Origin of the sequence: Streptomyces toxytricini (assembly GCF_014649915.1) — a bacterium.
Lineage (GTDB): Bacteria > Actinomycetota > Actinomycetes > Streptomycetales > Streptomycetaceae > Streptomyces > Streptomyces toxytricini.
The window spans coordinates 202,796-227,430 of the sequence record NZ_BMTY01000005.1 but is presented as its reverse complement, the minus strand read 5'-3'; the positions used below and the strand labels follow the sequence as shown (position 1 = coordinate 227,430).

Below are 24,635 nucleotides of genomic sequence, written 5' to 3'. Positions count from 1 at the left end.
ACCTTCAGCGTCCAGACCACGACCGTCGGCCCGGGGTCATCCCCGCGTGTGCGGGGAGCAGATCCGTGCCAAGGGTGGCGACGTACAGATCGTGGGGTCATCCCCGCGTGTGCGGGGAGCAGCGCTGCGGTGGTTGCCGCGGGCTCGGGCGTAGGGGGTCATCCCCGCGTGTGCGGGGAGCAGGCGTGGGTGCAGCACCTCCCCGTCGCGCCGCCGGGGTCATCCCCGCGTGTGCGGGGAGCAGGGCGGCGCGGGCGTTGGTGACCGGGTCGAAAAGGGGTCATCCCCGCGTGTGCGGGGAGCAGTGCAGCGCGCTGTACTGCGCCACGACGGGGCTGGGGTCATCCCCGCGTGTGCGGGGAGCAGAGGCCGCACCCTTCAAGGGTGCGGCCTCCTCTGGGGTCATCCCCGCGTGTGCGGGGAGCAGATGGCCGGCCTGTCGGAGGCCCAAAGGCAGCGGGGGGTCATCCCCGCGTGTGCGGGGAGCAGCGCCCGAGGTAGCGGCCCAGGATCATCGCGACGGGGTCATCCCCGCGTGTGCGGGGAGCAGACTACGTGAGCTGCGATGTTATGCGACAAGGGACGCGGTTCCGAGTACTTTCGCAGTATCCGGCATTTCGTGTTTACGACTCAAATCAGGTTTTTCGTTTGCGAGGAACAGCAGGGTCGGCGCGCGTGCGCCGCGGTGGCCGGCAAACGGCAGGGGCGACCGTCACCCCGTCGTCAGGGCGTCCTCCACCGCCGCCATGAACGCCGGGTCCAGCATCGTGTGCACCGCCGTGTCGCGGGCCGGGTCCAGGCCCGTGTCGTGGCATGCCGTGCTCAGCAGGTAGCGGTCGGCCAGGACCGGGTGGGTCGCGAACGCCCATTCCCCGCCGCCCGCCGGCGTGCCGTCCGGGGCGATCAGGCCGCCGCTGCGCAGGCCGAAGCCGAACTCGGTGAAGCCGAGCTGGAGGCCCTGCCCGAGGGCCTTGGTATAGGCCTCCTTCAGCGTCCACAGCCGCAGCAGCTCCGCGGTCTGCCGCTCCCCCGACATGCGGGCGAGTTCGGCGTGTTCGGCCGGCGTGCACATGTGGCCGCGGAGCAGCTCGAAGGACATGCGGCGGTCGGCCGGTTCGACGTCGACCCCGATGCGGCCGGTGCGGCAGACTCCGACCGCGATGAGGTCGTCGGTGTGGCTGAGGCTGATGTCGATCTGGTCGAGGCCGCGGATGAACGGGCGCCCGCCCAGCTTGTACGCGAGGTCGAACTCGGCGGGGCCGGTGCGCAGCGCGGCCGCCGCCGTGTACTTGATGATCATGCGGGAGGTCAGGAAGCGGTAGCGGATCGCCGCGTCGGCGGTGCCGCGGTAGCGCTGCCAGTCGTGGCCGAGCAGCGGGCGCAGGCCCGGTTCGGCGAGCGCGGCGGGCAGCCATTCGCCCCAGGTCGCGTACACGACGGCGCTGCCGAACCGGTCCAGTCCGCGGTGGACCTCGTCCCACGGCCCCTGCGGGCCGGGGACGTGGACGGGCGGCGCGATGCGCGTCGGCGCGGTGCGCGGTGCGTCCGTGGCGGTGCGCGGTGCGTACGGGGCGTACGCGTCCGGTGCAGTACGCGGCTGGTCCGGCATGGGCGGGCTCCTCCTGTGGGCGGTTCTGGGGCCGGTGCGGGGCGGGGGCTTCGCCGGACGTCACCGCGCGAGCGGGAGCCCGTCGAGGTCGCAGCTGCGGCCGTCGCGGTAGCGCGCGGACAGTTCGGCGAGCATCCGGTCGAGGACGCCGTCGGGGAGTTCCGGCACCGGGATGCCCATGCGGCGGCCGAGGCGCGTCAGGGCGAGTACGGCCCAGGCCGGGTCGGCGAGGAACGGGTCGCGGCCGTCCTGCGACCGGGACTCCCACACCCCGAGGACGCTCGCCGCGGCGAGGACCAGGGCGTACCGGTCGGAGAGGGTGACGACGGCCGGGTCGGTCAGCGCCTCCCGCGTCTCGGGGATGCGCAGGCAGCGGGCGCGGAGCCCGCGCAGCTCGTTGACGAACGTCTCGGCGAGCTCCGCGAGCACGGCGAGGTCGGTCACGGGGCCGCCGTCGGCGCGGTGCGGTGCGAGGCGTTCGGCGGCGCCGGCGAGGGTGGCGGAGAGGAAGTCGTCGCCGCTGGCGATGCCGAGCAGCCGGTAGTCCAGTACGGGCAGGGGCGCGCCGGCGCGGAACAGCGCGGGCGGCGGCTCCTCGGCGCTGAACCAGGAGCGTTCGGCGAGGCTGCGCAGCTGCGGGACGATGACGGCCTGGCAGGCGGCCGTGCCGGTGTGGCCGAGGCCGGCGACGGGCAGGTCGCGCACCAGCTTGTCGAGGGAGCCGTACTGGGGGCTGCGGTGCTCGTACCCGTGCGAGCCGAGGACGGACGCGAGGGCTTCGAGGTCCTCGCGCAGCAGGTCCGGTACGACGTACTTGACGGCGGCGGCCAGGACGTGGCTGCGCTCGGGCAGCAGGCTGAGCGCGCGCAGCGCGGTCGTCGCCATGCTGTCGCAGGCCAGCAGGTCGGCGAAGACGCCGGTGAGCGGCTTGTACCAGCGGCGTACGGTGCGCCCGCCGCGGCCGGGGGTGACGGCGCGGACGGCGGAGTGCAGGACGGTGTCGGCGGCCGCGACGGCCAGGGCGGGGATCAGGCAGCGGTTGACCTGGAAGGTGCGCAGGGCGAGGGCGACGCCTTCGCCGGGCCGGCCGACGAGCGCGGACGACGGCACGGGCGCGCCGGTGAACTCCAGGCCGGAGAACAGCCCGCCGCGCATGCCGGGGGTGGGGACGCGGGGCAGGCGGGTGACCGTGCCGGCGGGGAGGTCGGCGGGGTCGAGGAGGAGGACGGAGTGGCTGCGGGGGCCGCGTTCGGGCGCGGTGCGGGCCCAGACGACCCAGGCGGCGGAGCGGGACGCGTTCATGATGACGTCCTTGCGCCCGCTGAGGGTGAAGCCGGAGCGGCCGGGGGTGGCGGTGAACTCGTCGCGGAGGATGGCGTTGGCGTGGGCGACCTCGTGGTGGACGATCGAGGCGCGGCCGCCGCGCAGGAGCAGCCCGGCGGTGTCGGCGCGCTGCCGCTCGGTCCCGGCGGCCCAGACGGCGGCGGTGCCGAAGAGGGACGTGATGCCGTAGCCGAAGCCGAGGGCGACGTCGCGGCGGAAGACGGGGCGGAGCACCTTGGCGAGGAGGTCGGCGCGGGTGAGGCGGCCGCCGAACTCGGCGGGCACGAACTCGGCGCCCAGCCGGGCATCGGTGAGCAACTGTTCGGTGGCGACGGGGGGTTCGCCCCGGGTGTCGGCGGCGAGGAGCTCGGCGAGGCCGTGCGGGTTGGCGGGGTCGAGCGGATCGCCGAGCAGCGCGTCGAGCCGCGCGGCCCGGGCGAGGGCGGCGGCCTCTTCGGGCGCGACGGCGGGCGGCCCGGCGGGGACGGCCCGGCCGTGGGCTGTGCCGACGGGGCCGGGGACGGCGGCAGCGGTCCCGGCGGTGGTCTCGGTCGTCGTGGCCATGGCGGCGTGGATCAGCTCCTTCGTCACAGGGCTCGGGGGCTCGGGCCTCACGGAGCCGCGGGGCCGGGCTGTTCCGTAGCCGGTCCGTAGCTGGTCCGTACGGACGACCAGCGTCGCGACGCCCACTCGACATCCACTCGAACCCCCGTCCAGTCCCGGCGGCGCTCCCCTCCACCGCCGCGGGCGGTGGGCGGCCCTGTCGGCAGGCGCGGTGCGGTTCCCGCCCGCCGCGCGGCGATACGCCGCTCAAGGGAGGTTCGAAGGGAACACGATGCGGGCTGGGGAGATTGGCCCGTGCCAGTGGATGCGTACGGGAGGTGCCATGAGCGCGAGGAGCGCGGGCCGCGGGACGTGGGTGCGCCGGTTCCATCCGGCGCCGGATGCGGCGGTGCGGCTGGTGTGCCTGCCGCATTCCGGGGGGTCGGCCAGCTACTTCTTCCCGTTCTCGCGGGCGCTCTCCCCCGCCCTCGAGGTGCTCACCGTCCAGTACCCGGGGCGGGGTGACCGGCGGGCGGAGCCGTTCGTGACGGACGTGCGGGAGATGGCGGACCAGGTGTACGCCGAGCTGCTGTCCTGGTCGGACCGGCCGCTCGCGTTCTTCGGGCACAGCATCGGCGCGACCGTCGGCTTCGAGGTGGCGCTGCGGCTGGAGGCGGCCGGCATCGAGCCGCTCGTGCTGTTCGCGTCGAGTCGCCGGGCGCCGTCGACGCACCGGGAGGGCGAGTACGACAACATCGCCGATGACGAGTGGGTGCTGTCCACCGTGAAGGACCTCGGCGGCACCCCGGACGAGTTGCTCACCGACGACCGGCTGCTGCGGCTGAGCCTGCCCGTGCTGCGCGCCGACTACGAGGCCGCGCGCTCCTACCGGTACCGGCCCGGGCCGCCGCTGCGCTGCCCGATCGTGGCTCTGGTCGGTCAGCGCGACACGAAGGTGTCGCTGCGGGAGGCGGCGGCCTGGCGCGGGCACACGGACGCGGAGACGGAGTTCCACTGGTTCGACGGCGGGCACTTCTACCTCAACGACCACGTCGAGGACGTCGTGGGGATCGTCAGGGAGCAGTTGCTGCCCGCCGCCGTCTGAGTGGTCGTCAGCCGCCGTCGGAGGGCGGTGCCGCCGTGCGCAGGGTGCGGGCGAGGCCGCGGGCGGATGCGGCGACGGCCACGGGCGGCGGGCGCCAGCCGTGTGCGCCGATGCGCCGGGCGACCTCGTACGCGAGCTGCCCGGCGCCGGAGTAGCCGCCGAGCAGCAGCGGTTCCCCGGCGGCGAGTGCGGGCCGCAGGGCGCGCAGGCAGGCTGCGGCGTCCGCGGGCGGTGCGACGGTGGCGAGGGCCTGAGGGCCGCGGTGGGCGTCGGCGACGCCGGCGTAGCAGTCGGCGGTCGCGCCGGGCGGCGGGACGAGCAGGACCGTCCCGGCGCCGGGATGCGCGGCTGGCCGCAGCTCGACCAGGCCGGTGCCGCGGACCGCGGGCGGGCCGGTGGGGGCGGCCGGCCCGGCGGCCTCCGCGAGGAGGCGCAGGAACTCCCTCGCGGGCGTGGTGCCGTCGGCGTCGGCCGGCAGTTCGCGCAGCAGCAGCGCGGTCTGCGCGAGCGCCGCCTCGGCCTCCCGGTCGGGGATGCGGGTGCGGTCGTTCACGGCGGTCAGCACCAGCCCGCCCTCGCAGTCGTGGTGCGCGCGGATGGCGATCGGCAGCGCCGTGTACGCGTCGACGGCCTGGGGCCGCCCCAGCTGTACGCCTTCCTCGGCGAGCTCGGCCTCGACCGCGGCCGGCGGCCCCGGGTGGAAGGGCGGCCCTTCAGGCGGGTCGAACGCGAGGAGCGAGGCGGTCAGTTCGCTGTCGGTGCTGCGGCCGCTCCAGGTGTGGATCTGCCCGTGCGAGACCCATTCGTACGAGGACGCCCCGAGCGCCGCCCCGGCCAGGTCTGCCAGCAGCCGGGTGACGGGCGCCGACGGGTCGACGCGGACGTGCAGCGGCAGCGGCCCCTGGAGAGGGGCGGGCAGGCCGGCGGCGCCGCGGAGGGTGATGCCGCGCCCGGACGCGGCGACGGCGAACGCGACGGGTGCCGGCCGGAACCCGGAGCCGGTCCCGCGGTGGAGCAGCAGCGCCCAGGCGGCGCCGAGCGCGGTGGACTCGGCGGCGCCGTGCCGTGCGGCCCATTCACGCAGCCGGACGGCCTCGCCGGGAGTCAGCCGGATCCGGGCGCGGCCGTGCCCCGTGCGGGCGGGTCGGTCGTCGCGGGCTGCGGCGGCCGTGGCGGCCGTGGCGGCGGGCAGGGTGCGGGAGTCGGGCGGGGGGACGGCGCGGGCCCAGTAGGCGCGGGGGGCGGTGTCGTCCTGGCGGGCGAGCCAGTCGAGGTGGTCGCGCACGTCGGGGCGGCGTTCGCCGCCGCGGGTGCGGCCGGCGGCGAGGTAGGCGCGGTAGAAGGAGCGCAGCAGCAGCCGGACGCTCCACCCGTCGAGCAGGGCGTGGTGGAAGGTGAGGATGACGCGGGTGGGGCCGGCGGGGCCGGCCTGCTCGTCGAGCAGCGCGATGCGCAGCGGGCCGGGGTGGTGCAGGTCGAAGGGGCGGAGGCGTTCCCCGACGAGCAGCGAGTGCCAGTCGGCGGAGCCGTACGGGTGGCGTACGGGGTCGGGGGCCGCGTCCGGGTGTACGACGACGCACGGCCCGGCGGCGGCCGAGTCGGCGGCGTGTTCGGCGAACGCGGCCCGCAGTACGGGCTCCTGCGCGGACACCGCCCGCCATGCGTCGCGGAAGCGGCGGGTGTCCAGGGGCCCGTACCAGCGCCAGTGCAGCTGCTCGACGTGCAGCGGCGCGGCCCCGGACCGTGCGGTGAGCGCATCGAGCAGCACTTCCCGCTGCCGGGCGGATGCGGGCATCCCGAGTGGCGGGACGGCCACGGCCCGGCCGGTCCCGGCGCGAGCGGCCGCACCGCCGGCGCCGGCCGCGTCGGCCGTACCTGTGGCTCCTGCCGCGCCGGCGACATCGGCCGTCCCGGTGGCAGGGGTCGCGGTCGCGCCGGCGACATCGGCGGCACCCGTGGCATGGGGCACATCGGCCGCAACCGCACCGGCGGCACCGACGGCAGTCGCCGCGCCGGCGGTACGGGCCGTCCTGGCTGTGCCGCCCGCATCGGGCGCACCTGCGGCACCGGCTGAACCAGCCGAACCAGCCGAACCATCCACCCCTTCGGCGCCGACAGTGCCTCTGGCACCAGGAGCACCGGCCGTACCAGTGGCGCCCGGACCGCCCGCACCGATGAGCCGGCCCGCAACAGCCACGCCGGCCCCACCACCCGCACCTGCCACCCGCGTCCCCGCTTCCTGCGGTGCGGCGCGGTGGGCGGGCAGCGCGTGCCCCGTCGGCCCTTCCGTGTCCTCGCGTGCGGCAGTGTCCGGCGCCGCGGCGTCCGCATCAGCGGTAGCCCGCGGCGCTCCGGCGGTCAGCAGGTCGGCGAGGGCGCCCGGCGGGCAGTGGCCCGGCTCCAGGTGCAGGGTGTGGTGGGTCGCGGAGTGCCGGTGCAGGGTGTGGGTGCTCGGCGGGAGTGCCGCCAGCGCGGCCTGCAGGGCGCCCGGGTCGAGTGGGCCGCGCAGGTCCAGGGCCGGTGCGGAACCTGGGGCGATGACCACGGTCAGGGCGGCTGCCATGCGTCCCCCTCCTCGGCGTCGGCCTGCAAAGGGGACCATGATGCATGCCCATGCCACGTATCGCTGACACGGCCTGACGTGCCACCGGGGTGACGGCGGAGCCCCGCCGGAGGGGGCGTGGGTGGAAGGGTTCCGGCGGGGCCCTGCCGTGCCGCGGTCGCAGGCACCGCGGGTCTGGGGCCGGCCTGCCGCACGGAGCAGCGGGCCGGGTTGGCGGCCGGCCCGCCGCGGGCGGTCGGCCTCGTTCGAGGGCCTGCCCTCGGGACGGTGGACCGGGTCGGCGCACCGGCTCACCGGGCGGCAGGCCGAAGGCGGCGACCGACCCGTGGCACGGGGTGGGCGGTCGGGACCGACCCGCTGGGCGGCGGGCCGGAGGTGCGGTCGGTGATCCGCGGGAAGCGACCGGCCGGGGTCGGAGCCGACCCACCGGCCGGCGGATCGGGGCCGCGGCTGACCCACCGGCCGGCGGATCGGGGCCCGGCTGACCCGCAGGCGGCTCACCGGCAGGCGGCCCACCCGCCGGATGCGGCTGCCCGCAGCGGCAGCGTGCCGGGTCGGAGGCGACCCACCCGTCGGCGGGGCGCGGCCGCCTGCCCGGTGTAGGCGCCCGGCTCCGGACGAGTTGCTCCGAGCGGGCCGGCCGCCGACTCCGGCCCGCTGCAGCCCGTCGGCAGGCAGGCCACCGACTGGGCCGACTGCTGCCTGTGGGCCGGCTTCCCGCACGCGGACGCCCAGGTCGGTGGTGGCCCGGCGGAGGTGGCGGCTGCCGCGGCAGACCCGACGCATGCCCCGCGGCCCCCGCTACAGCGTCCGCACCGCCGTCTCCGCGTGCTGCTTCGCCAGGGTCAGCGTCGCCGTGCTGTTGCGGCCCAGCGCCTCGCGGACGTACGCGCGGGCCTGCGCAAGCGACGTTCCGGGGCCCAGGACCCGCTCCACCGCCTCCTCACGCAGCAGGACGCTGTGCTGCGAGACCGCGGTGACGCCCGTCTCGTCCGGGATGACCGACCACTCCCCCGTGTGCGCGGCCATCAGCGCGGGCCTGGTCGTCTGCTTGTAGACGATGCGGCCGGCGTGTGGGAAGCAGACCCGTACCGACTCGGTGGTGTGCACCGAGCCGTCCGCGGTCAGGGTGTCCATCGCCATCAGCTGCACCCCGGGCTCGTCCTCCCTGACGTCGAGCCGGGAGACGTGCGGCAGCAGCCGCGGCCAGTCGGCGACGTCGTACAGGAAGGCGTACACGAGTTCCGCGGGGCCGTCGATGCGGACGGAGTCCTCGAAGGTGAGGAGCAGGTCGTCCAGGCGGCTCCACTGCTCGGCGGTCTCCTTCAGCTGCTCGAGCTCCGCGCGGCTGTTGGTGTCGGTTGCCCGCCGGACCCATGCGGCGTCCGCGGCCCGGTCCCCGTCGACGGTGAAGTCGTGTTCGAGGAGCAGGCGGCAGCGGCCCGGCCCGCGCGGTTCGACCGTCCAGCTGCCGCCCATGGCCGTGGTGGGGGCCGCGGGCAGCTCGTGGCGGAAGTCGATGCGGTGCCGGGTGGCGTCGAGGGTTCGGCGGGAGAGCCAGGACCGGACGGTTCCGTTCGCCGTGGCCCACATGTGGAACCGGTCGTGGACGCCGTCGAAGTCCAGGCGCTCCACGTGGATGCTCGCGGGGACGAACAACGGCCACTGGGTCGTGTCCGCCACCAGCCCGTAGACCACGCCGGCCGGCGCGGCGACGTCCATGGTGTAGGACGCGCGGTGCACTCGCTGGACAGCCATCACACACCTCTCTCACGCTTGATGCAGAGTCTGTCGGAGTCCGCTGGAGCCCCCGTGGAGCCGTCTTGGAGCCGCCGGGCGCAGACGTGCCTCACGCCGCGCGGGCCACCGGAACCGCTGCCGCCGCCGCGCGCGCCGCGGCCTCCGCGTCCCGCTTCGCGTGCGTCATCGTCACCGTGCTGTTGCGTCCCAGCGCGTCGCGTACGTAGCGCCGGGCCGCCGCCAGGTCGGCGGTCGGGCCCAGGACGCGCGTCACGGCGTCCGGCCGCAGGACGACGCCGTGGCGGGAGGTGACCGTCGACCCGCGGGCGTCGCCGGCGACCGTCCAGGCGCCGGTGTGCGCGGACATGAGGGCCGGCGGCCGGGTCTGCTTGTAGACGATGCGGCCCGCGTCGGGGAAGCACACCCGCACCGACTCGGTGGTGTGCGACGACCCGTCCGCGGTCAGGGTGTCCATCGCCAGCAGCTGCACCCCGGGCAGGGCCGGGTCCTCGGTGAGGTCGAGGCGCGCGACGTGCGGCAGGAGGACGGGCCACCGGTCGGCCCGCTCCAGGAAGGCGTACACCCGCTCCGGCGGGGCCTCGACCCGGACGGTGTCCTCGAAGGTCATCACGAGCTGGTCCATCAGCGCCCACCCGCCGGCGATGCGGGCGAGGCTGTCGAGTTCGGCGCGGCTGTTGGCGTCGGTGGCGCGCTCGACCCAGGCGATGTCCTCGGGGCTGTCGCCGGTGACCCGGAAGTCGTGCAGCAGCGTCAGCCGGCACCGGTCGCCGCCCAGCGGCTGCACCTCCCACGTGCCGGTCATCTCGCTGAGCGGCGGCGCGGCGGCGTCCTGCCGGAACTCGATGCGGCGGTTCCCGGCGTCGAGGACGCGGCGCGAGGTCCACGTCTTGACCTGGCCGTTCGCGGTGGCCCACATCCGCAGGTGCTCGTTGGTCCCGTCGTGCGCGAGGCGCTCCACGTACACGTTGGGCGGGAAGAGCAGCGGCCACTGCACGGGGTCGGCGATGAGCCCGTAGACGACGCCGGCCGGCGCGTCGACCTCGATGTCGTGCACCGTCCGGTGCATCTCCCCCACTGCCTCGGCGATCTTCGTCACGGTCGTTTCCGCCCCTCTCTGCGCCATCAGAAGTTCCCCAGTCCGCCGCAGACGTTGAGCGCCTGCGCCGTCACCGATGCCGCCAGGTCCGTGGTCAGGTAGCCGACCATCGCCGCGACCTCCTCGGGTGTCGCGTACCGGCCGAGCGGGATCTTCGCCTCGAACTGCTCCTGCACGTCCTCGACGGTCGTCCCCCACGCCGCCGCGTAGCCGGCGCGGACCCGCTCCGCCATGGGCGTCTCCACGTACCCGGGGCAGACGGCGTTCACCGTGACCCCCGTCGGCGCGAGCTCCTTGCCGAGGGCCTTGGTGAAGCCGACGACGGCGTGCTTGGAGGCCGAGTAGGGGGCGCCGAGCAGGACGCCCTGCTTGCCGGCGGTGGAGGCGATGTTGATGATCCGGCCGTTCGCGGCGTCGGCGAGGCCGCCGTTCCTCAGCACCTCCCTCGTCAGCAGGAAGACGCCGTTGAGGTTGGTGTCGATGACGTCGTACCAGAGCTCGTCGCTGATCTGGGCGGTCGGTCCGCCGCCGCTGCGTCCCGCGTTGTTGACGAGGACGCCGATCGGCCCGAACCGTGCGACGCAGGCCGCGACGAGCGCGGCGACCGATTCGCCGGAGCGGATGTCGGCCGCGGTGCCGTCGACGTCGAGGCCTTCGGCGCGCAGTTCGGCGACGGTCTTCTCGACGGCTTCGGCGGTACGGGCGCACAGGAAGACGCGGTGGCCGCGCCGGCCGAGGTCGCGGGCCACGGCGAGGCCGATGCCGCTCGTGCCGCCGGTGACCAGGGCGACCGGCCGGTGGGGTGCCGGAGCCGGTGTCGGTGCTGTCATCGCTGACCCTCCAGGACTCGTGGTGTGGACTCGACCGTGTCGCGGACCGCTGGAGATCCGCCGGACACCTGCTGGAGGACCTGTCGGCGCTGCTGCTCCGCCAGTGCCTCCGCGCGTGCTTCCGCGCGCGCCTCGGCGTACGGCCGCAGCTCGTGGACCTCGGCGAGCCGGCCGAGCGGGGCGAGCGCCCGCTCCAGGGCCCGCCAGCCGAGGACGGTCCCGCCCGCGGCGGCGTAGCCGTCGGGCCGGATGAGGAGCCAGCCGCCCGGTCCGAGGGCGAGGGTGCGGCGCAGCAGGCCGTCGGGGTCGGGCAGGGGGGAGGGGCCGCGGCCGGTGGTGTCGCCGACGGTGCGCACGGAGAGCCAGTCGCCGTGCTCGGCGGCGGTGGCGCGGGCGACGCGCAGGGCTTCGCCGGGTCCGGCGGCGGCCCACAGCAGGGTCCAGCGGGGGTCGCGGAGTTCGGCGGTGAGGGCCTGCGCGCCGGGGGCGTCGGGGTGCCGGGCGGCGGCGGCCGCGGCGCGGGACCCGGCGGGCAGGCCGGGGCCGGCGGCGGGCGTGGACAGGGGGCTGTCGGGGTAGGCGAGGCGCAGCCCGGACATGCCGCCGAGGACCTTGCGCTGGATGGCGCGGCGCAGGGGGGTGATGTTGCGGACGAAGGTGAAGACGACGGGCAGGGCGACGCCGGCGAGCCGGTTCTTGAACTGGACGAGGAAGGTGGCCTTGCGGGTGGAGCCGAGCAGCGCCCGCCCGACGGGGACGCGCTCCATGCCGTACGTGGCGAGGAGCTCGGGTCCGGCCTGTCCGCGGTCTGCCATGGCGAGCTTCCAGCCGAGGTTGTAGGCCTCCTGGATGCCGGTGTTCATGCCCTGCCCGGAGGCGGGGCTGTGGACGTGGGCGGCGTCGCCGGCGACGAAGCAGCGGCCTTCCCGCATCCGCGGGACCATGCGCTGCTGGAAGGTGAAGACGGAGCTCCAGGAGGGTTCGCCGACGGTGACGGGGCGGCCGAGGCCGGCGCTGAGCTTGCGGGAGAAGCGTGCGGCGACGTCGGCGGCGTCGTAGGGGTCGCCGGGGCGGCGTACGGGCGCGGTGTCGAGGAGGCGCCACCGCCCGGCCTGCTGGTAAGGGACCATCATCAGGGCCTGGCCGCCGGTGTGCGCCCAGTAGATGGTGTCGGGCGGGAGGTCGGTCTCGACGGCGGCGTCGGCGAGTTCCCAGGTGTCGCGGGATTCGCCGATCAGGGGCAGGCCGAGCTGTTTGCGGACGGTGCTGTGGCCGCCGTCGCAGCCGACGAGCCAGGGGACCTCGTACTCCTCGCGGGTGCCGTCGGCGTGTTCGAGGGTGGCGCGGACGGCGCTGTCGTCCTGGTCGAGGGCGGTGAGCCGGACGCCCCATTCGATGGTGACGCCGAGCCGGGAGACCGCCTCGCGCAGCAGTTCCTCGGTGCGGGTCTGCTCGATGACGAGGCTGTACGGGTGCCGGGTCGGCATCGTCTCGTAGTCGGCTTCGAGGCGGACGAGGCGCCGGCCGGCGGCGTACATGGTGAAGGCCTGGTTGCGGCGGCCTGAGGCGAGGAAGGAGTCGACCAGGCCCATCTGGTCGAAGGTCTCCAGGGTGCGGGGGTGGACGGCGACGGCGCGGCTGGTCGCGGCGGGGCCGGGGGCGGCGTCGACGAGCCGTACGGGCAGGCCGCGGCGGGCGAGTTCGTGGGCGGCGGTGAGGCCGACGGGGCCCGCGCCGACGACGAGGACGCGGGCGGCCCGGCCGGCGGGCGGCGCGGTGGGCGTGCCGGTGGCTGCCCGCAGGGCGGTGGTGGGCCGCGGGGGCGTGGTGGTCCGGGTCCGCATGGAGGTGGCTCCTCTGGTCGGGCGGTTCGGGCGGTTCGGGCGGGTCACAGGACGGCCTCGGCGGGAGCCGGAGCGGCACCCCCGGCAGCTGCTTCGGCGGCGGCGCGGGCCCGGATGTCCTTGCGGAGGCCGGCGCGTTCGGGCTTTCCGGCGTGGTTGCGGGGGACGGCGTCGAGGACGTCGACGCGGCGGATCTGCTCGAAGCCGGCGAGGCGCTCGTTGGCGGCCTCGACGACCGCGTCGGCGAGGTCGAGCCGGCGGGCGGCGGGCGCGGCCGCGTCGCGCAGGACGAGCCCGAGCCAGACGACGGCCCCGTGCACGGGGTCGGGCCAGCCCGCGGCGACGCAGTCGGCGACGCGCGGGTCGGCGGCGACGATCCGCTCGACGGCGGTGGGCGAGACGAGCTCGTTGTCGTACTTGAAGACGTCGCCGAGCCGGTCGACGAGGAACAGCGAGCCGTCCTCGGTGCGGTAGCCGACGTCCCCGGTGGAGAACCATCCGTCGGGGGCGAGGGCGGGGCAGGGCCGGTCGAGGTAGCCGGCCGTCACCTGCGGTCCGCGGACCTGCACCTCGCCGGTGGAGTACACGTCCAGCGGGGTGCGCGTCTCCAGGTGGACGATCCGGAACTCGGTGCCCGGTACGGCCTTCCCCACGGACCCCGGCTTCGGGTCGTGCGGGTCCTGGCAGTGCGAGAGCGGCGACAGCTCGGCCATCCCGTACCCCTGCACGACGGGCACGCCGAGCCGCTCCTCCAAGGCGCGGGCGGCGCTCGGCGCGAGCGCGCTGCCCCCGGACAGGACGGCGGTCAGGCCCGTCCCGGCGGGGAACGGGCCGGCGACCCGGTCGTCGGCGGCGAGGGCGTGCAGGCGGGCGGGGAGCCCGTAGTAGTGCGTGGCGGACACCTCGGCCGCCAGCGCGAGCGAGGCGACCGGGTCGGGGTCGGGGCACAGCACCTGGAAGGCGCCCGCGAAGACGGCCGAGTTGAGGTGCATCACGTGGTACAGCGGCAGGTGGTTGAGGGTGACGGAGTCGCTGCCGAGCCGGTGCGCGGCGGCGATCTGCGCGGCGTTCGCGACGAGGTTGCGGTGGCTGAGGCGGACGCCCTTGGGGCGGCCGGTGGTGCCGGTGGTGAACTGGATGCACGCGTCGGCGTCGAGGTCGGCCCGCCCGGGCGGCAGGCAGGCCCGCTCGGCGGGGCAGTCCAGCACGGCGGCCAGCGGCACGGCGTCGCCGGGGACGACCCCGTCCGGCGCGTCGGTGACGACGACGGTGCGCAGCGCGGGCAGCCGGTCGGCGAGCTTCAGCAGCGTCTCGGCGGTCGCGGTGGGCACGAACGCGATCTCGACGGCGGCGGCGGTGCACACGTGCAGCAGGCCCGCCTCCTTGAGCAGCGGGTTGACCAGGACGGCCGTGTTGCCGCTGCGCACGGCCCCGTAGTAGGCGGCGGCGAAGCCGGCGTCGAGGGTGTTGGCGACGCCGATGCGGGCGCCGCGGCGGCCGCACGCCTCCTCCAGCCAGGCGGCGACCCGGTCGGTGCGGGCGTCGAGCTCGGCGAACGTGACGGTCCCGGCCCCGCCGGCCCGGCCGTGGCCGGCGCGGATCGCCCAGCCGGCGGGGTCGCGGACGGCGGCGCGGCGCAGCAGGCCGTCCAAGGGGAGTTGCGGGTACACGAGTGTCGGCATGGTGCGTCCTCCTGCTGGCTCCCGATGGGGCGGTCGCGGCTGCGGCACGCTCACCACCCTGGGGAGGAGTGCTTGAGGAGGCTTCGAAGGGTGCTCGACCTGGGCCGCAAAGACTGTGGTGACCCGACGGAGGGAGTCCCATGAGCACCGGCACCGAAACCGGCATCCGCCCCGAAACCGCACCGGCCACGTCCGAGTTCGGCCCGCTGTACGCGGAGGTCCAGCAGTTCTACGCCCGCCAGATGCAGCTGTTCGACTCGTTCGAGGCGGAGGCCTGGGCGGCGACGTTCACCGCGGACGCGGTCTTCGACGTGCCGACGCTGCCGGAGCCCGTACGGGGCCGGGCCGGCCTGCAGGCGAACGTACGCCGCAACCGGCAGGCGGAGGAGGCGACCGGGGACCGGCTGCGGCACTGGATCGGCATGCTGGACGTCCGTCCCGCCCCGGACGGCACGCTCCGCACCCGCGCCTACGCGCAGGTCCACCTGACGCCGCGGGGCGGGGAGCCGCGGCTGTACCGGATGTGCGTGATGGAGGACACGCTGGTCCGCGCGGAGTCGGGCTGGCAGGTGGCGCGGCGCCTGGTGACCCGCGACGACCTGCGCTGACCGCCCCGGGGGGGATCCCCGGCGGGTGGCCGTCGTACGGCGAAGAGCCACCGCCGGACCGGACCGGGTGGGCACCCGGCGGTCTGGCGGTGGCTCTCGCGCCCGTCGTCGTCTTGGTACGGGGGGCGCCGGAGGCGGCGCCGGCCGCTCAGACGGGGGCCCGTTCCGAGAGGACCCGGTTGACCATGTCGAGGTAGCGGCGGGGCGTGTCGGCCTCGTCGAAGTCCTCGCCGTCGAGGACGATGCCGAACTCCCGCTCGATGTAGCCGGTGGTCTGGAGCACGGCGAGGGAGTCGTAGCCGAGCTCGAACCAGTACTGGTCGAGGACGTCGCCGTCCAGGTCGACGCCCTCCTCCTCTCCGGCGCACTCCCGCAGGATGCGGGTCAGACTGCTGAGCTCCAGGCGGTTCATGCAACACCTCTGTTCGGTGGTCGAGGGGGTGTGGGGAAGGGGGTGACGACGTACGAAGGGGCGGCCGGGGGTTTCAGGCCGCCGGGGCGCGGACGACGACGGCCGAGTTGAAGCCGCCGCGCCCGCGGGCCAGGACCAGCGCGGTGCGCAGCCGCAGCCCGGTGCGGGGGGTGCCCGTGACGAGGTCGACGGGGCAGTCGTCGGCGGGGGCGGAGGTTCCGGTGGTCGGCGGGACGACCTGCTCGTGCAGGGCCATCAGCGCTGCGGCGAGGTCGAGGGCGGAGCCGCCGGCGGCGAGCCGCCCGGTCATCGACTTCGGGGCGGTGACGGGCACGGCCCTCGGCCCGAACAGCTCCGCGAGGGCCTCGGCTTCCAGGCGGTCGGCGGCGCGTTCTCCGGCGGCGTCGGCGAAGACGACGTCCACGTCGCCGGGCCCGATGCCGGCGTCGGCGAGCGCGGCCCCGGCCGCGGCGCCCAGCCGACAGCCGCCCCCGGCCCCGCCCGCGGGTCCGTCGAACGCGGCCCCGTGCCCGGCGACCAGCCCGTAGATGCGCGCTCCGCGCTCCCGCGCCCGGGCGGCGTCCTCCAGGACCAGGTGCGCCCCGCCTTCGCCGACCACGTACCCGCTCGCGTCCGGGTCGAAGGGCAGGTAGGCGCGCGCCGGGTCGGGCTCGGTGCTCAGCCCGCCGCCCGCGAGGTGCGCGGCCCACCCCCAGGGGCACAGGGAGGAGTCGATGCCGCCGGTGACGACGAGGTGGGCGCCCTTGCGGATCTGCCGGCGGGCGTGAGCGGTCGCGTCCAGCCCGCCGGCCTGCTCGGTGACGATGACGCCGCTGGCGCCGCGCAGCCCGTGCCGGATGGAGATCTGGCCGCTGTTGACTGCGTAGAACCAGGCGAAGGACTGGTACGCGCTGACGTGCCGGCCGCCGCGGCTCCACAGCGCCTCCAGCTCGCGCTGCCCGAACTCGAACCCGCCGGCGGAGTTGGCGGTGACGACGCCTGCCGCGTAGTCGGGCAGGTCGGCGGGGTCGGCGCCGGCGTCGTCGAGGGCTTCCTTGGCGGCGGCGAGCGACAGGCGGGTGACCCGGTCGGTCTGCTGGAGGAGCCGGCTCGGGACGTGGTCCTCGTCGACGAACCCGGGCACCTCGCCCGCGAGCCGCACCGGGTAGGGGGAGGCGTCGAAGCGGGTCAGCGGGCGGATGCCGCTCTCGCCGCGCAGGACGGCGGCCCACCAGGCCTTCAGGCCGAGCCCGTTGGGGGCGGCGACGCCGATCCCGGTGACGGCGGGGGCGGTGGCTGCGGTGGTGCTCATCGGTCAGTCCTCGGCCTTCGGGGTGAGTCCGGGGTCGGTCAGGATCATCGCGCTCTGGAAGCCGCCGAAGCCGCTGCCGACGGTCAGGACGGCGTCGGTGCGCCGGGAGCGGGCGGTGAGCGGGGTGTAGTCGAGGTCGCAGGCGGGGTCCGGCTCGTGCAGGTTCGCGGTCGGCGGGACGGTGTCGTGCTCGATGGCGAGGGCGCAGGCGGCGACCTCCAGTGCGCCGATCGCACCGAGGGAGTGGCCGATCATCGACTTGATGGAGCTGACGGGCACCTCGTACGCGTGCTGCCCGAGGGCCCGTTTGAAGGCCTCGGTCTCGTGCTTGTCGTTCTGCTTGGTGCCGGAGCCGTGCGCGTTGACGTAGTCGATCCGGTCGGGTGCGAGGCGCGCCTCGTCGAGGGCGGCGGTGATGGCGGCGGCCATCTCGACGCCGTCGGGGCGCAGTCCTGTCATGTGGTACGCGTTGCTGCGCGAGGCGAAACCGGCGATCTCGGCGTAGATGTGCGCGCCGCGGCGGCGGGCGTGCCCGTACTCCTCCAGGACGAGGACGGCGCAGCCCTCGCCGAGGACGAAGCCGTTGCGGGTGGCGTCGAAGGGGCGGGAGGCGGTCGCCGGGTCGTCGTTGCGGGTGGAAGTGGCGCGGATCGCGTCGAAGCAGGCCGCGGTGATCGGGGTGATGGGCGCTTCGGTCGCGCCGGCGAGCATGACGTCGGCGCTGCCCTCGCGGACGAGGTCGACGGCGTGCCCGATCGCGTCGAGGCCGGAGGTGCAGCCGGTGGAGACGAGCGCGACTGGCCCCTGGGCTCCGGCGGCGCGGGCCACCTCGGCGGCCATGGAGCTGGGAACGAGGTAGTCGTGCAGGTGGGCGACGGCCTTGGTGTGGTCGACGAGGCGGCGCGTGCCGCGCTCGCTGACGACGCCGTACTCGGCGTCGAGCCCGGTGGTGCAGCCGAGGGCGCTGCCGAGGGTGACGCCGGTGCGGACGGGGTCGAGGGCGGCGCCCGCGTCGGCGACGGCCTCGCGGGCGGCGGTGAGGGCGAACAGGGCGGCCCGGTCGAGGCGCGCGGACTCCTCGGCGGTGAAGCCGTGGGCGAGGGGGTCGAAGTCGGCCTCGGCGGCGACGCGGGAGCGGAAGGAGGAGGCGTCGAAGAGGCTGACCGCGCGGGTGGCGGTACGCCCCTCGGTCAGCAGCGACCAGAACTCCCGGGTGCCGGGCCGGCCGGGGGCGACGACTCCGATGCCGGTGATGACGACGCGTCTCATCGCGTCCCTCCCTGTTCCCGATCCTGCTGCTGCTGTTGCTGTTGTTGCTGTTGCTGTTGCTGTTGTGTGCGGGCGCGCCGGACGACGCGGGCGGCCCGGCCGAGGAGGCGCGGCAGCTCGCGGTCGCGGACGAAGAAGTGGCCGCCGGGCAGGGTCCGCTGCACGAACCGGCCGGTGGTCCAGTCCCCCCACGCGGCGAGCGCGTCCGCATCGGCGAGGCGGTCGTCGGCGCCGCCCACGGCGAGCAGCGGTACGTCGACGGGCCCGTCGGCGGCGGCGCGCAGCGACAGGGCGAGGCGCAGGTCGTCGCGGAGGACGGGCATGACGTGCCGGTGCCACACGTCGCCGGGGCGGGTGTCGGGCGGTGCGGCGCCGTATCGGTCGAGGACGGCGAGGAGTTCGGCGTCCGGCAGTTCGGCGGCGGCCGCGAGCACGGCGGGCGTGCCGGGCGGCGGGCAGGCCCCGACGGCGAGCAGCGCGGGCTGCGGAAGCCCGGTCTGCCGGAGGGCGCGGGCGACGGTGTAGGCGATTGTCGCGCCGAGGCTGTGCCCGTACAGGACGTACGGGACACCGGGCTCGTCGGCGATGTGCTCGAACAGCGGCCCCAGGTCGGCGAGGAGCGCCTCTCGGGTGGTGACGCGCGGCTCGCGGCGACGCCTGTCACGGCCGGGCAGCGGCCAGGCGATGGTGTCGACGCCGCTGCCCGTGCTCCGGCTCCAGCGCCGGAACGCGGAGTCCCCGGCCCCTGCGTGCGCGAAGCAGTGCAGTCGTACCGCCATCTCCACCCTCCCCGTTCCGCGATGTCGTCCCGACCCTCGCGGAAGCCGCTGGAGACCTGCTCGAACCCCGCTGCGCGCCTGCTGGACCGGCACCGCGCGGCCCGGTACGGCGGCACGGCAGGGGCAGGCGCAGGGGGAAGGCAGCGGCTGCGGGCGCCGGGCCCCTAGGCGGCGTACAGGTCGAAGGTGGACACCCGGCGCGGTCCGGCGACCACGTCGAGGGCCGGGTCGACGGTCAGCATCGCCTGGTGCAGCCGCTGCAGCTGCGGCGACGGCTCCACGCCCAGCTCGTCGATCAGCCGGGCGCGCAGCCTGCGGTAGACGTCGAGCCCGGTGGCCTGGCGGCCCGAGCGGTACAGCGCGACCATCGCCTGCGAGTGCAGGCCCTCGTGCTGCGGGTGCCGGGCGATCAGCTCGGCGAGCTCGGCGAGGAGTTCGGTGTGCCGGCCGAGCCGCAGGTCGGCGTCGATGCGCCGCTCGACGGTGACGAGGCGGCTCTCCTCCAACCGCATGACCTCGATCTCCAGGATCGGGCCGACCCGCACGTCGACGAGGGCCGGGCCCTGCCATATGGCGAGGGCCCTGCGCAGCATGTCGGCCGCCTGCTCGTCGTCGCCCGCCTCGAAGGCGCTCTGGCCGCCCGAGACGAGCGTCTCGTACTCGTGGACGTCCACGGACTGCGGCTGCACCTGGAGCAGGTACCCGCCGTGCCGGGTCGCGAGGACGTCCTTGGCGCTGCCGGGAGTGCCGGGGCCCATGGCGGTGCCCAGCCGCCTGCGCAGCTGGAGGATGTACGTCTGGAGGGTCGTGAGCGCGCTCTGGGGCAGGTTGGTCCCCCAGATCTCCTCCATCAGGGTGGGCACGGGCATCACGCGGCCCGGGTACAGGGCGAGCAGCGCCAGGATCTGCCGCGGCTTGCCGGCCGTCGGAACAATCGACGCCCCGTTGACTTCGGCACTCAACGGACCCAGAACCTGAATCTTCATGGATTCCTCCGCCTGTTTGTCGAGTCCCATCGATTTTCAGACTCCGAACGGGAACGGTAGCCCGGCCCCGGACAATGTCCCGGAATTCTTGAGCAGGCATCGAGCGGGCCTCCGACGGCGGTGCTTGCAGCGCCCGTTCGAGCTGCTAGATTCCGAACCGGGGTCGGTTTTTGCGCGCATCCCACCGGATCTCCGGGAGGAGGCAGCATGGAATTCGGCGCGTACAGCGGCAGCGGGGTGGAGTTCCGCATCCTGGGCCCGGTGGAGGTCCACGACGGCCGGACCGGGGCGCGGGTCGTGCCGTCGGGCCCGAAGCAGCGGACGCTGCTCGCCGCGCTCGTCGTTCGGGCCGGGGAGGTGCTGGCCGCGGACCGGCTCATCGACGAGCTGTGGGGCGACCGGCCCCCGGCGTCCGCCGCGAACGCCCTGCAGGCGCACGTGGCGCGGCTGCGCCGGCTGCTGCCGCAGGGTCCGGCCGGCCCGGACGGCGACGCGGCGGAGTGGATCAGCACGCATCCGCTGGGCTACCTGCTGCGGCCGGACGGCGCGTCGAGCGACGCGCAGCGCTTCCAGCTGCTGTCCGCGGAGGGCCGCGCGCTCCTCGCCGAGGACCCGGACCGGGCGACCGGCCTGCTGCGGTCGGCGCTCGCGCTGTGGCGGGGGCCGGCCCTGGACGGCGGGGCGCGGGGGCCGATCTGCGCGGGCGAGGCGGACCGGCTGGAGGAGCTGCGGCTGACGACGCTGGAGACGCTGTACGAGGCGCGGCTGCGCTGCGGCCGGCACGCCGATGCGGTGCGCGAGCTGGAGCGGCTGACGGCCCGTCATCCGCTGCGGGAGCGGTTCTACGACCTGCTGATGCTGGCCTTGTACCGGTGCGGCCGGCAGGGCGAGGCGCTCGGCGTGTACGAGCGCGCCCGCCGGCGGCTGGTCGACGGGCTCGGCGTGGAGCCGGGGCCGGCGCTGCACGGCCGGATGGAGGAGATCCTGCGGCACGCCCCCTCGCTGGCGGCCCCGGGCCCGGCCGCGGCGGCGTACGCGGGCCCGGATCCGGCGGCGTACGCGGATGCGGAGGCGGAGCTGCCGGCGCTGCGGCGGGAGATCGCACTGCTGGGCGACCGGATCGCGGTGCTGGGCCGACAGCAGCAGGTCCTGCTGCGGCGGCTCCAGGAGCTGTCCGGCGCGACGGCCCGCCCGCGCCTGCCGCAGCGGGTTCCGGATGTCGGCAGGCGGGCAGCGAAGGCGCTCGCCGATCCGTCGTGGGGACTTTCCCCGACCGTCAATTCGGACAGGCCCTGAGCACCCCTCGGATAATCGTGCGGTATTTCCCGTCCGATTCTCTACCGGCAAGCCACACGGCGGAGCAGCCCGACACCCCGGAAGAGTTATCCGGTTCGGGAACCGGAAAAAGACCGGACGACGCCCGGAAGGCCCGCGGAAGGCGACTCGAGGGCGGTTCGCCATCGAGTACGGGAAAAACAGGGCGCGGTCCGGCCCGGTCCGGTCCGCCGCCCCGCGGCGGGTGTTCGGCACGGGCCGCGCCCGTGGGTGCTACCGGGTGGGGCCGCCGCCGAGCCAGTGGGTGCTGCGCAGGAACGCCGACGGCGGCAGCGGGACGACCACCGCCCCCGCGCCGGACCGGCCCTGCTCCAGAGCGGCCCAGTCCACGTCGACGCCGGCCAGCCACAGGTCGCGGAGCTGGTCCAGGCGGCGGCCCGCCCACAGGGCGGCAAGGTAGGCGCGGGTCTCGGGCACGGCGCCCAGGCGCAGCGGGTCGGCGCCGCCGTGGCGCAGGTCCGTCGCGTCCTCGGGGGCGAGGCCGGCGAGCCGCCGGGCCAGCCGGTCGGTGTCGGTGGCGAGTGCGGCGTACCGGCAGGGCATGGCGGCGCGGCCGGTGCGGAGGCTGCGGGCGAGGGCGGCCAGCCCGGGCCGCGGGCCGGGGGCGGTGAGGAAGGCGGCGAAACGGTGGGCGGTGGCGGCCAGATGGGCCGGGGTGGGTGCGGAGAGCAGCACCAGCTCGGCCTCCTGCCCGCCCGGTTCCCCGGCCCGCTCGCGGGTCCGTACCCGTACGGTCTCGGCGGCCTGCGGCAGCGGTGCGGCCCGCTCGGGGGCGTACTCCTCCAGGACCGCGTACGCCTCCACGCCGCCCGCACCCCGTACGAAGACCGCGGCACGCACCGGGCCCGCCGTGCCGGCCGGATCCGGGTCCTCGGCCGGCTCCCGGCCGGGCCGGGGAAGCGGCGTGCCGTGGCGCAGCAGGAGGACGGCCCGGGCGAGCACGGCCATGCCGGTGGCGGCCCCGGCGGCGCCGACGGCGGCGGCCACCGAGGCGGCGTCCTCCACGGGCGGCGCCGCGGCCGTACCGGGCCCGCTCTCGCGGAGGGCGGCCCGGACGAGCCGCTCCGCGGGCCCGCCGGCCGCGCCGGGTCCGGCGGGGACGTGCCCGACGGCGCTGCCGCGGATCAGGCAGTGCACGGTGTCCCCGTCGGCGAGGGCCCGTTCGAGCGGCTTCAGCACGACGGCGCCGACGGCCTCGCCCGCTCCGGGCGGCCGGCCGGAGGGGTGCAGCAGCAGCCGTACGCCGCCGACGAGGGCCGCCCGGCACTCTCCGCGGCGCAGGGCGGCCAGCGCGTGGTGGAGGGCGACGAGGACGGACGACTCGGCGGTGTCGAGGGTGAGGCCGGGGCCGGTCAGGTGGAGCAGCGCGGACACGCGGTTGGCGAGGTTCCAGGTGTCGGGGCGGGGCGCCGGGCGGCCGCCGTCCCGCTCGCCGGCCGCGGCGGCGGCAGCGAGCAGTGCGTACTCGCCGCTTCCGGCGGCCGCGTACACGCCGAGGCTGCGGGGTGTCCCGTCGTCGGTGCGCAGGGCGTCGAGGCGGCTGCCGGTGCAGCCGGCGTCTTCCAGCGCCTCCCAGGCGGTTTCCAGGAAGAGCCGTTCCTGCGGGTCGGTGAGCGCGGCTTCGGCGGGGTCGATGCCGAAGAACTCGGCGTCGAAGTCCTCTACGGCGTCCAGGTAGTGGCCGGTGCCGGTGGCCGTCCGGCCGGGCGGCGGGCCGGAGGCGGTGGAGTGCCCGCGGCGCAGCTGCCGCCACACGGCGGAGGTGTCGGGGGCCTGCGGCTGGCGGAGGGCCATGCCGACGACGGCGACGGGCGCGACGGCGCCGGCCTCCCCGCCGCACGGCACGGCGGGCGCGGCGGGTGTCCGGGCGGCGGTGGCGCGGGCGGGACCGGACGGCGCCGCTGCCGGAACGGCCGGTGCGGCCGCGGCGGCAGGTGCGGCAGGGGCTCCGGCGGCGACCGGCACGGCCGCCGGGACGACCCCGGCGAGGAGGGCCATGGCCTGTCCGCGGTCCAGGGTCCCGTCGCGGAACCGGGTCAGGATCTCCCTCTCGTCCATCCGGACGCGACTTCTGCTAGCCGTGCCGCGACAGCAGGACGAGCGCCTCGTCCACGGTGAGCCGGTCGTCGCGCACGGCGTCGAGGAGGACGTCGAGCTCGCGCGCGCCGAGGGTGGCGGGCGTGCGCGGCGCGGCCCGCAGGGTTGCGGCGACGTGCTCGGACAGGGCGGCCAGGTCGGGGTGGTCGTAGAGGACGACCGCGCGTTCCCGCAGGCCGAAGGTGCGGTTGAGGGTGGCGACGAACTCGGCGCCGAGGACGGAGTCGAGGCCGAGGCCGGTGAAGTCGGCGGCGGGGCCGATCTCCCACACGTCGCAGCCGAGGACGGCGGCGAGCTGCTCGCGCAGCACCTCGGCGACCCCTCCGGCGGGCGGGGACGGCGGCAGGCCTGCTTCCGCGGGGGCCGGCGGCGTGTCCGCCGGGAGGCGGCCGGAGCCGTGGCCGGGGCGGGGGGCGGCCGCCCGGTGAAGCTCCGCGGCGACCTGCGCGGCGAACGACTCCGGGGTGGGGTGGTCGTAGAGGTCGGTCGGCAGGATCGCCGTGCCGTGGCGGGCGTTGACGACCGCGACGAGTTCGACGGTGAGCAGGGAGTCCATGCCGAGGGACTGGAAGGTCTGCCGCGGGTCGATCCGGGCGGCGTCGATCCGCAGGACGTCGCCGAGGACGCCGACGACGTCGGCCAGGACGTCGTCTGGCACGGGCGCGCCGGCCGCCACGGCAGCGGGCATGGCGGCGGCGTCGGGGAGCGGGTGTTCACCGGTCGTCATCGGCGGCACTCCAGGGGTTCGGCGGTACCGGGGCGGCGCGGCGCCGTCGCGGGCACGGACGGCCCGGCCGACTCCTCCCCCGGCGGGTGGACGGCGTACGCGGCGGCGGTGCCGGGGACGAGGCCGGGCAGCAGCAGCTCCCACATGGCGGCGACCCTGCTGCGCAGTTCGTCGTTCGGCATGCCGGCGGCGGCGAGGGCCTCGATGCCGCAGGCGGCCGCGGCGACGAGCGATTCGGCGCTCTCCCAGCCGAGGCCGGGGCGCAGTTCGCCGGCGTCGCGGGCCTGCCGCAGCAGGGTGCGGACGGCGCCGAGCCACGCCCGGTGGAAGTCCGCGGTTCCGGCGGGCCGGCCGGTGCACTCCTTGGTGATGCGGAAGCTCGCCGGGACGGCGGGGTCGTCGTGCAGGGCGCGGGCCAGCCAGTGCGTGGTGGTGACCAGTGCCTGCAGCGGGGAGGCCCCGGCGGCGCGCAGCTCGCGCACGGTGTCGCCGAGCAGGGCTGCGCCGCGCTGCTGGACTGCTTCTGCGAGTTCGTCCTTGGAGCCGAAGTGGAAGTACAGGGCGCCTTTGGTGACGCCGGCGGTGCGGGCGATGTCGCCGAGCGTGGACTGCGCGTAGCCGTTGCGGTGGAACATCTCGGCGCCGGCCCGGACGAGCCGCCGGCGGGTGCGCTCCGACCTCTCCTGCACGGCTCCGCCTCCCCGGACCGCGGTCCTGCCGCCGGCCCTGCCCGCGCTGCCCGCGGCCCCGGCCC

The 24,635-nt window shown here is 76.0% G+C and carries 19 protein-coding genes and 1 CRISPR repeat array (1 of these 20 cut by a window edge); of the genes, 3 read left to right on the top strand and 16 right to left on the bottom strand.

What is annotated here, in order from left to right; translation table 11 throughout:
• Nucleotides 1-550: a CRISPR direct-repeat array (repeat unit 29 nt; unit sequence GGGGTCATCCCCGCGTGTGCGGGGAGCAG); it reaches 637 nt to the left of the window's first position.
• 162 nt (nt 551-712) lie between these two features.
• Together IE170_RS08440 and IE170_RS08435 are read right to left on the bottom strand one after the other, a co-directional pair.
• A complete protein-coding gene (locus IE170_RS08440; protein WP_189808666.1) occupies nt 713-1,609 on the bottom strand; it encodes a 4'-phosphopantetheinyl transferase family protein in 897 nt (298 codons plus the stop codon).
• 60 nt (nt 1,610-1,669) lie between these two features.
• A complete protein-coding gene (locus IE170_RS08435; protein WP_189808665.1) occupies nt 1,670-3,496 on the bottom strand; it encodes an acyl-CoA dehydrogenase family protein in 1,827 nt (608 codons plus the stop codon).
• Between the two features lie 322 nt (nt 3,497-3,818).
• Here IE170_RS08435 and IE170_RS08430 point away from each other — a divergent pair, with 322 nt between their 5' ends.
• Entirely contained in the window at nt 3,819-4,580 is a 762-nt protein-coding gene (locus IE170_RS08430) for a thioesterase II family protein (protein WP_189808664.1), read from the top strand.
• 7 nt (nt 4,581-4,587) lie between these two features.
• Here IE170_RS08430 and IE170_RS08425 read toward each other — a convergent pair whose 3' ends face one another.
• The 6 genes from IE170_RS08425 to IE170_RS08400 all read right to left on the bottom strand — a co-directional run bounded on the left by IE170_RS08425 (nt 4,588) and on the right by IE170_RS08400 (nt 14,356).
• Nucleotides 4,588-7,143, bottom strand: coding sequence for a condensation domain-containing protein (locus tag IE170_RS08425; protein WP_189808663.1), 2,556 nt, complete (start codon nt 7,141-7,143; stop codon nt 4,588-4,590).
• Between the two features lie 801 nt (nt 7,144-7,944).
• On the bottom strand, nt 7,945-8,901 hold the full coding sequence (locus tag IE170_RS08420; RefSeq protein WP_189808662.1) for an aromatase/cyclase: 957 nt from the start codon (nt 8,899-8,901) through the stop codon (nt 7,945-7,947).
• 91 nt (nt 8,902-8,992) lie between these two features.
• On the bottom strand, nt 8,993-10,000 hold the full coding sequence (locus IE170_RS08415; protein WP_308428372.1) for an aromatase/cyclase: 1,008 nt from the start codon (nt 9,998-10,000) through the stop codon (nt 8,993-8,995).
• Nucleotides 10,001-10,026: 26 nt separating this feature from the next.
• A complete protein-coding gene (gene fabG, locus IE170_RS08410) occupies nt 10,027-10,830 on the bottom strand; it encodes a 3-oxoacyl-ACP reductase FabG (protein WP_189808661.1) in 804 nt (267 codons plus the stop codon).
• Nucleotides 10,827-12,674, bottom strand: coding sequence for an FAD-dependent oxidoreductase (locus IE170_RS08405; protein WP_189808660.1), 1,848 nt, complete (start codon nt 12,672-12,674; stop codon nt 10,827-10,829). The genes fabG and IE170_RS08405 overlap by 4 nt, the downstream gene beginning before the upstream one ends.
• A 44-nt stretch (nt 12,675-12,718) precedes the next feature.
• Nucleotides 12,719-14,356 carry a class I adenylate-forming enzyme family protein gene (locus IE170_RS08400; protein ID WP_189808659.1) on the bottom strand — a complete coding sequence of 546 codons (1,638 nt, stop codon included), beginning with the start codon at nt 14,354-14,356 and terminating at the stop codon, nt 12,719-12,721.
• A 140-nt stretch (nt 14,357-14,496) separates the two neighbouring features.
• Here IE170_RS08400 and IE170_RS08395 point away from each other — a divergent pair, with 140 nt between their 5' ends.
• On the top strand, nt 14,497-14,964 hold the full coding sequence (locus tag IE170_RS08395) for a nuclear transport factor 2 family protein (protein ID WP_189808658.1): 468 nt from the start codon (nt 14,497-14,499) through the stop codon (nt 14,962-14,964).
• 148 nt (nt 14,965-15,112) lie between these two features.
• Here IE170_RS08395 and IE170_RS08390 read toward each other — a convergent pair whose 3' ends face one another.
• From IE170_RS08390 to IE170_RS08370, 5 genes are all read right to left on the bottom strand, one after another.
• Nucleotides 15,113-15,376 carry an acyl carrier protein gene (locus tag IE170_RS08390; RefSeq protein WP_114059254.1) on the bottom strand — a complete coding sequence of 88 codons (264 nt, stop codon included), beginning with the start codon at nt 15,374-15,376 and terminating at the stop codon, nt 15,113-15,115.
• 73 nt (nt 15,377-15,449) lie between these two features.
• Complete coding sequence (locus tag IE170_RS08385) at nt 15,450-16,688, bottom strand: ketosynthase chain-length factor (RefSeq protein ID WP_189808657.1); 1,239 nt, start codon at nt 16,686-16,688, stop codon at nt 15,450-15,452.
• Between the two features lie 3 nt (nt 16,689-16,691).
• On the bottom strand, nt 16,692-17,957 hold the full coding sequence (locus IE170_RS08380; RefSeq protein WP_189808656.1) for a beta-ketoacyl-[acyl-carrier-protein] synthase family protein: 1,266 nt from the start codon (nt 17,955-17,957) through the stop codon (nt 16,692-16,694).
• Nucleotides 17,954-18,736 carry a thioesterase II family protein gene (locus IE170_RS08375; protein ID WP_189808655.1) on the bottom strand — a complete coding sequence of 261 codons (783 nt, stop codon included), beginning with the start codon at nt 18,734-18,736 and terminating at the stop codon, nt 17,954-17,956. Before IE170_RS08375 ends, IE170_RS08380 begins: the two co-directional genes overlap by 4 nt.
• 164 nt (nt 18,737-18,900) lie before the next feature.
• Entirely contained in the window at nt 18,901-19,722 is an 822-nt protein-coding gene (locus IE170_RS08370) for an AfsR/SARP family transcriptional regulator (RefSeq protein ID WP_189808654.1), read from the bottom strand.
• 207 nt (nt 19,723-19,929) lie between these two features.
• Between IE170_RS08370 and IE170_RS08365 the strand changes: the two genes are divergently transcribed.
• Nucleotides 19,930-21,018 (top strand): AfsR/SARP family transcriptional regulator, encoded by a 1,089-nt coding sequence (locus IE170_RS08365; RefSeq protein WP_223855662.1) that lies wholly within the window; start codon nt 19,930-19,932, stop codon nt 21,016-21,018.
• 252 nt (nt 21,019-21,270) lie between these two features.
• On the opposite strand, the gene IE170_RS08360 is transcribed toward IE170_RS08365, so the two are convergent.
• The 3 genes from IE170_RS08360 to IE170_RS08350 are packed head-to-tail and all read right to left on the bottom strand — an operon-like array spanning nt 21,271 to nt 24,570.
• Nucleotides 21,271-23,115 (bottom strand): beta-ketoacyl [acyl carrier protein] synthase domain-containing protein, encoded by a 1,845-nt coding sequence (locus tag IE170_RS08360; protein WP_189808653.1) that lies wholly within the window; start codon nt 23,113-23,115, stop codon nt 21,271-21,273.
• A gap of 16 nt (nt 23,116-23,131) precedes the next feature.
• Nucleotides 23,132-23,881, bottom strand: coding sequence for an acyl carrier protein (locus tag IE170_RS08355; RefSeq protein ID WP_223855661.1), 750 nt, complete (start codon nt 23,879-23,881; stop codon nt 23,132-23,134).
• Nucleotides 23,878-24,570 (bottom strand): ScbR family autoregulator-binding transcription factor, encoded by a 693-nt coding sequence (locus IE170_RS08350; protein WP_189808652.1) that lies wholly within the window; start codon nt 24,568-24,570, stop codon nt 23,878-23,880. The genes IE170_RS08355 and IE170_RS08350 overlap by 4 nt, the downstream gene beginning before the upstream one ends.
• Nucleotides 24,571-24,635: the final 65 nt, after the last annotated feature.

Excerpts from the sequence above, each read along its gene's own strand:
- IE170_RS08440 (WP_189808666.1), bottom strand. The coding sequence starts at position 1,609 with ATGCCGGACCAGCCGCGTACTGCACCGGACGCGTACGCCCCGTACGCA.
- IE170_RS08435 (WP_189808665.1), bottom strand. The coding sequence starts at position 3,496 with ATGGCCACGACGACCGAGACCACCGCCGGGACCGCTGCCGCCGTCCCC.
- IE170_RS08430 (WP_189808664.1), top strand. The coding sequence starts at position 3,819 with ATGAGCGCGAGGAGCGCGGGCCGCGGGACGTGGGTGCGCCGGTTCCAT.
- IE170_RS08425 (WP_189808663.1), bottom strand. The coding sequence starts at position 7,143 with ATGGCAGCCGCCCTGACCGTGGTCATCGCCCCAGGTTCCGCACCGGCC.
- IE170_RS08420 (WP_189808662.1), bottom strand. The coding sequence starts at position 8,901 with ATGGCTGTCCAGCGAGTGCACCGCGCGTCCTACACCATGGACGTCGCC.
- fabG (WP_189808661.1), bottom strand. The coding sequence starts at position 10,830 with ATGACAGCACCGACACCGGCTCCGGCACCCCACCGGCCGGTCGCCCTG.
- IE170_RS08405 (WP_189808660.1), bottom strand. The coding sequence starts at position 12,674 with ATGCGGACCCGGACCACCACGCCCCCGCGGCCCACCACCGCCCTGCGG.
- IE170_RS08400 (WP_189808659.1), bottom strand. The coding sequence starts at position 14,356 with ATGCCGACACTCGTGTACCCGCAACTCCCCTTGGACGGCCTGCTGCGC.
- IE170_RS08395 (WP_189808658.1), top strand. The coding sequence starts at position 14,497 with ATGAGCACCGGCACCGAAACCGGCATCCGCCCCGAAACCGCACCGGCC.
- IE170_RS08390 (WP_114059254.1), bottom strand. The coding sequence starts at position 15,376 with ATGAACCGCCTGGAGCTCAGCAGTCTGACCCGCATCCTGCGGGAGTGC.
- IE170_RS08385 (WP_189808657.1), bottom strand. The coding sequence starts at position 16,688 with ATGAGCACCACCGCAGCCACCGCCCCCGCCGTCACCGGGATCGGCGTC.
- IE170_RS08380 (WP_189808656.1), bottom strand. The coding sequence starts at position 17,957 with ATGAGACGCGTCGTCATCACCGGCATCGGAGTCGTCGCCCCCGGCCGG.
- IE170_RS08375 (WP_189808655.1), bottom strand. The coding sequence starts at position 18,736 with ATGGCGGTACGACTGCACTGCTTCGCGCACGCAGGGGCCGGGGACTCC.
- IE170_RS08370 (WP_189808654.1), bottom strand. The coding sequence starts at position 19,722 with ATGAAGATTCAGGTTCTGGGTCCGTTGAGTGCCGAAGTCAACGGGGCG.
- IE170_RS08365 (WP_223855662.1), top strand. The coding sequence starts at position 19,930 with ATGGAATTCGGCGCGTACAGCGGCAGCGGGGTGGAGTTCCGCATCCTG.
- IE170_RS08360 (WP_189808653.1), bottom strand. The coding sequence starts at position 23,115 with ATGGACGAGAGGGAGATCCTGACCCGGTTCCGCGACGGGACCCTGGAC.
- IE170_RS08355 (WP_223855661.1), bottom strand. The coding sequence starts at position 23,881 with ATGACGACCGGTGAACACCCGCTCCCCGACGCCGCCGCCATGCCCGCT.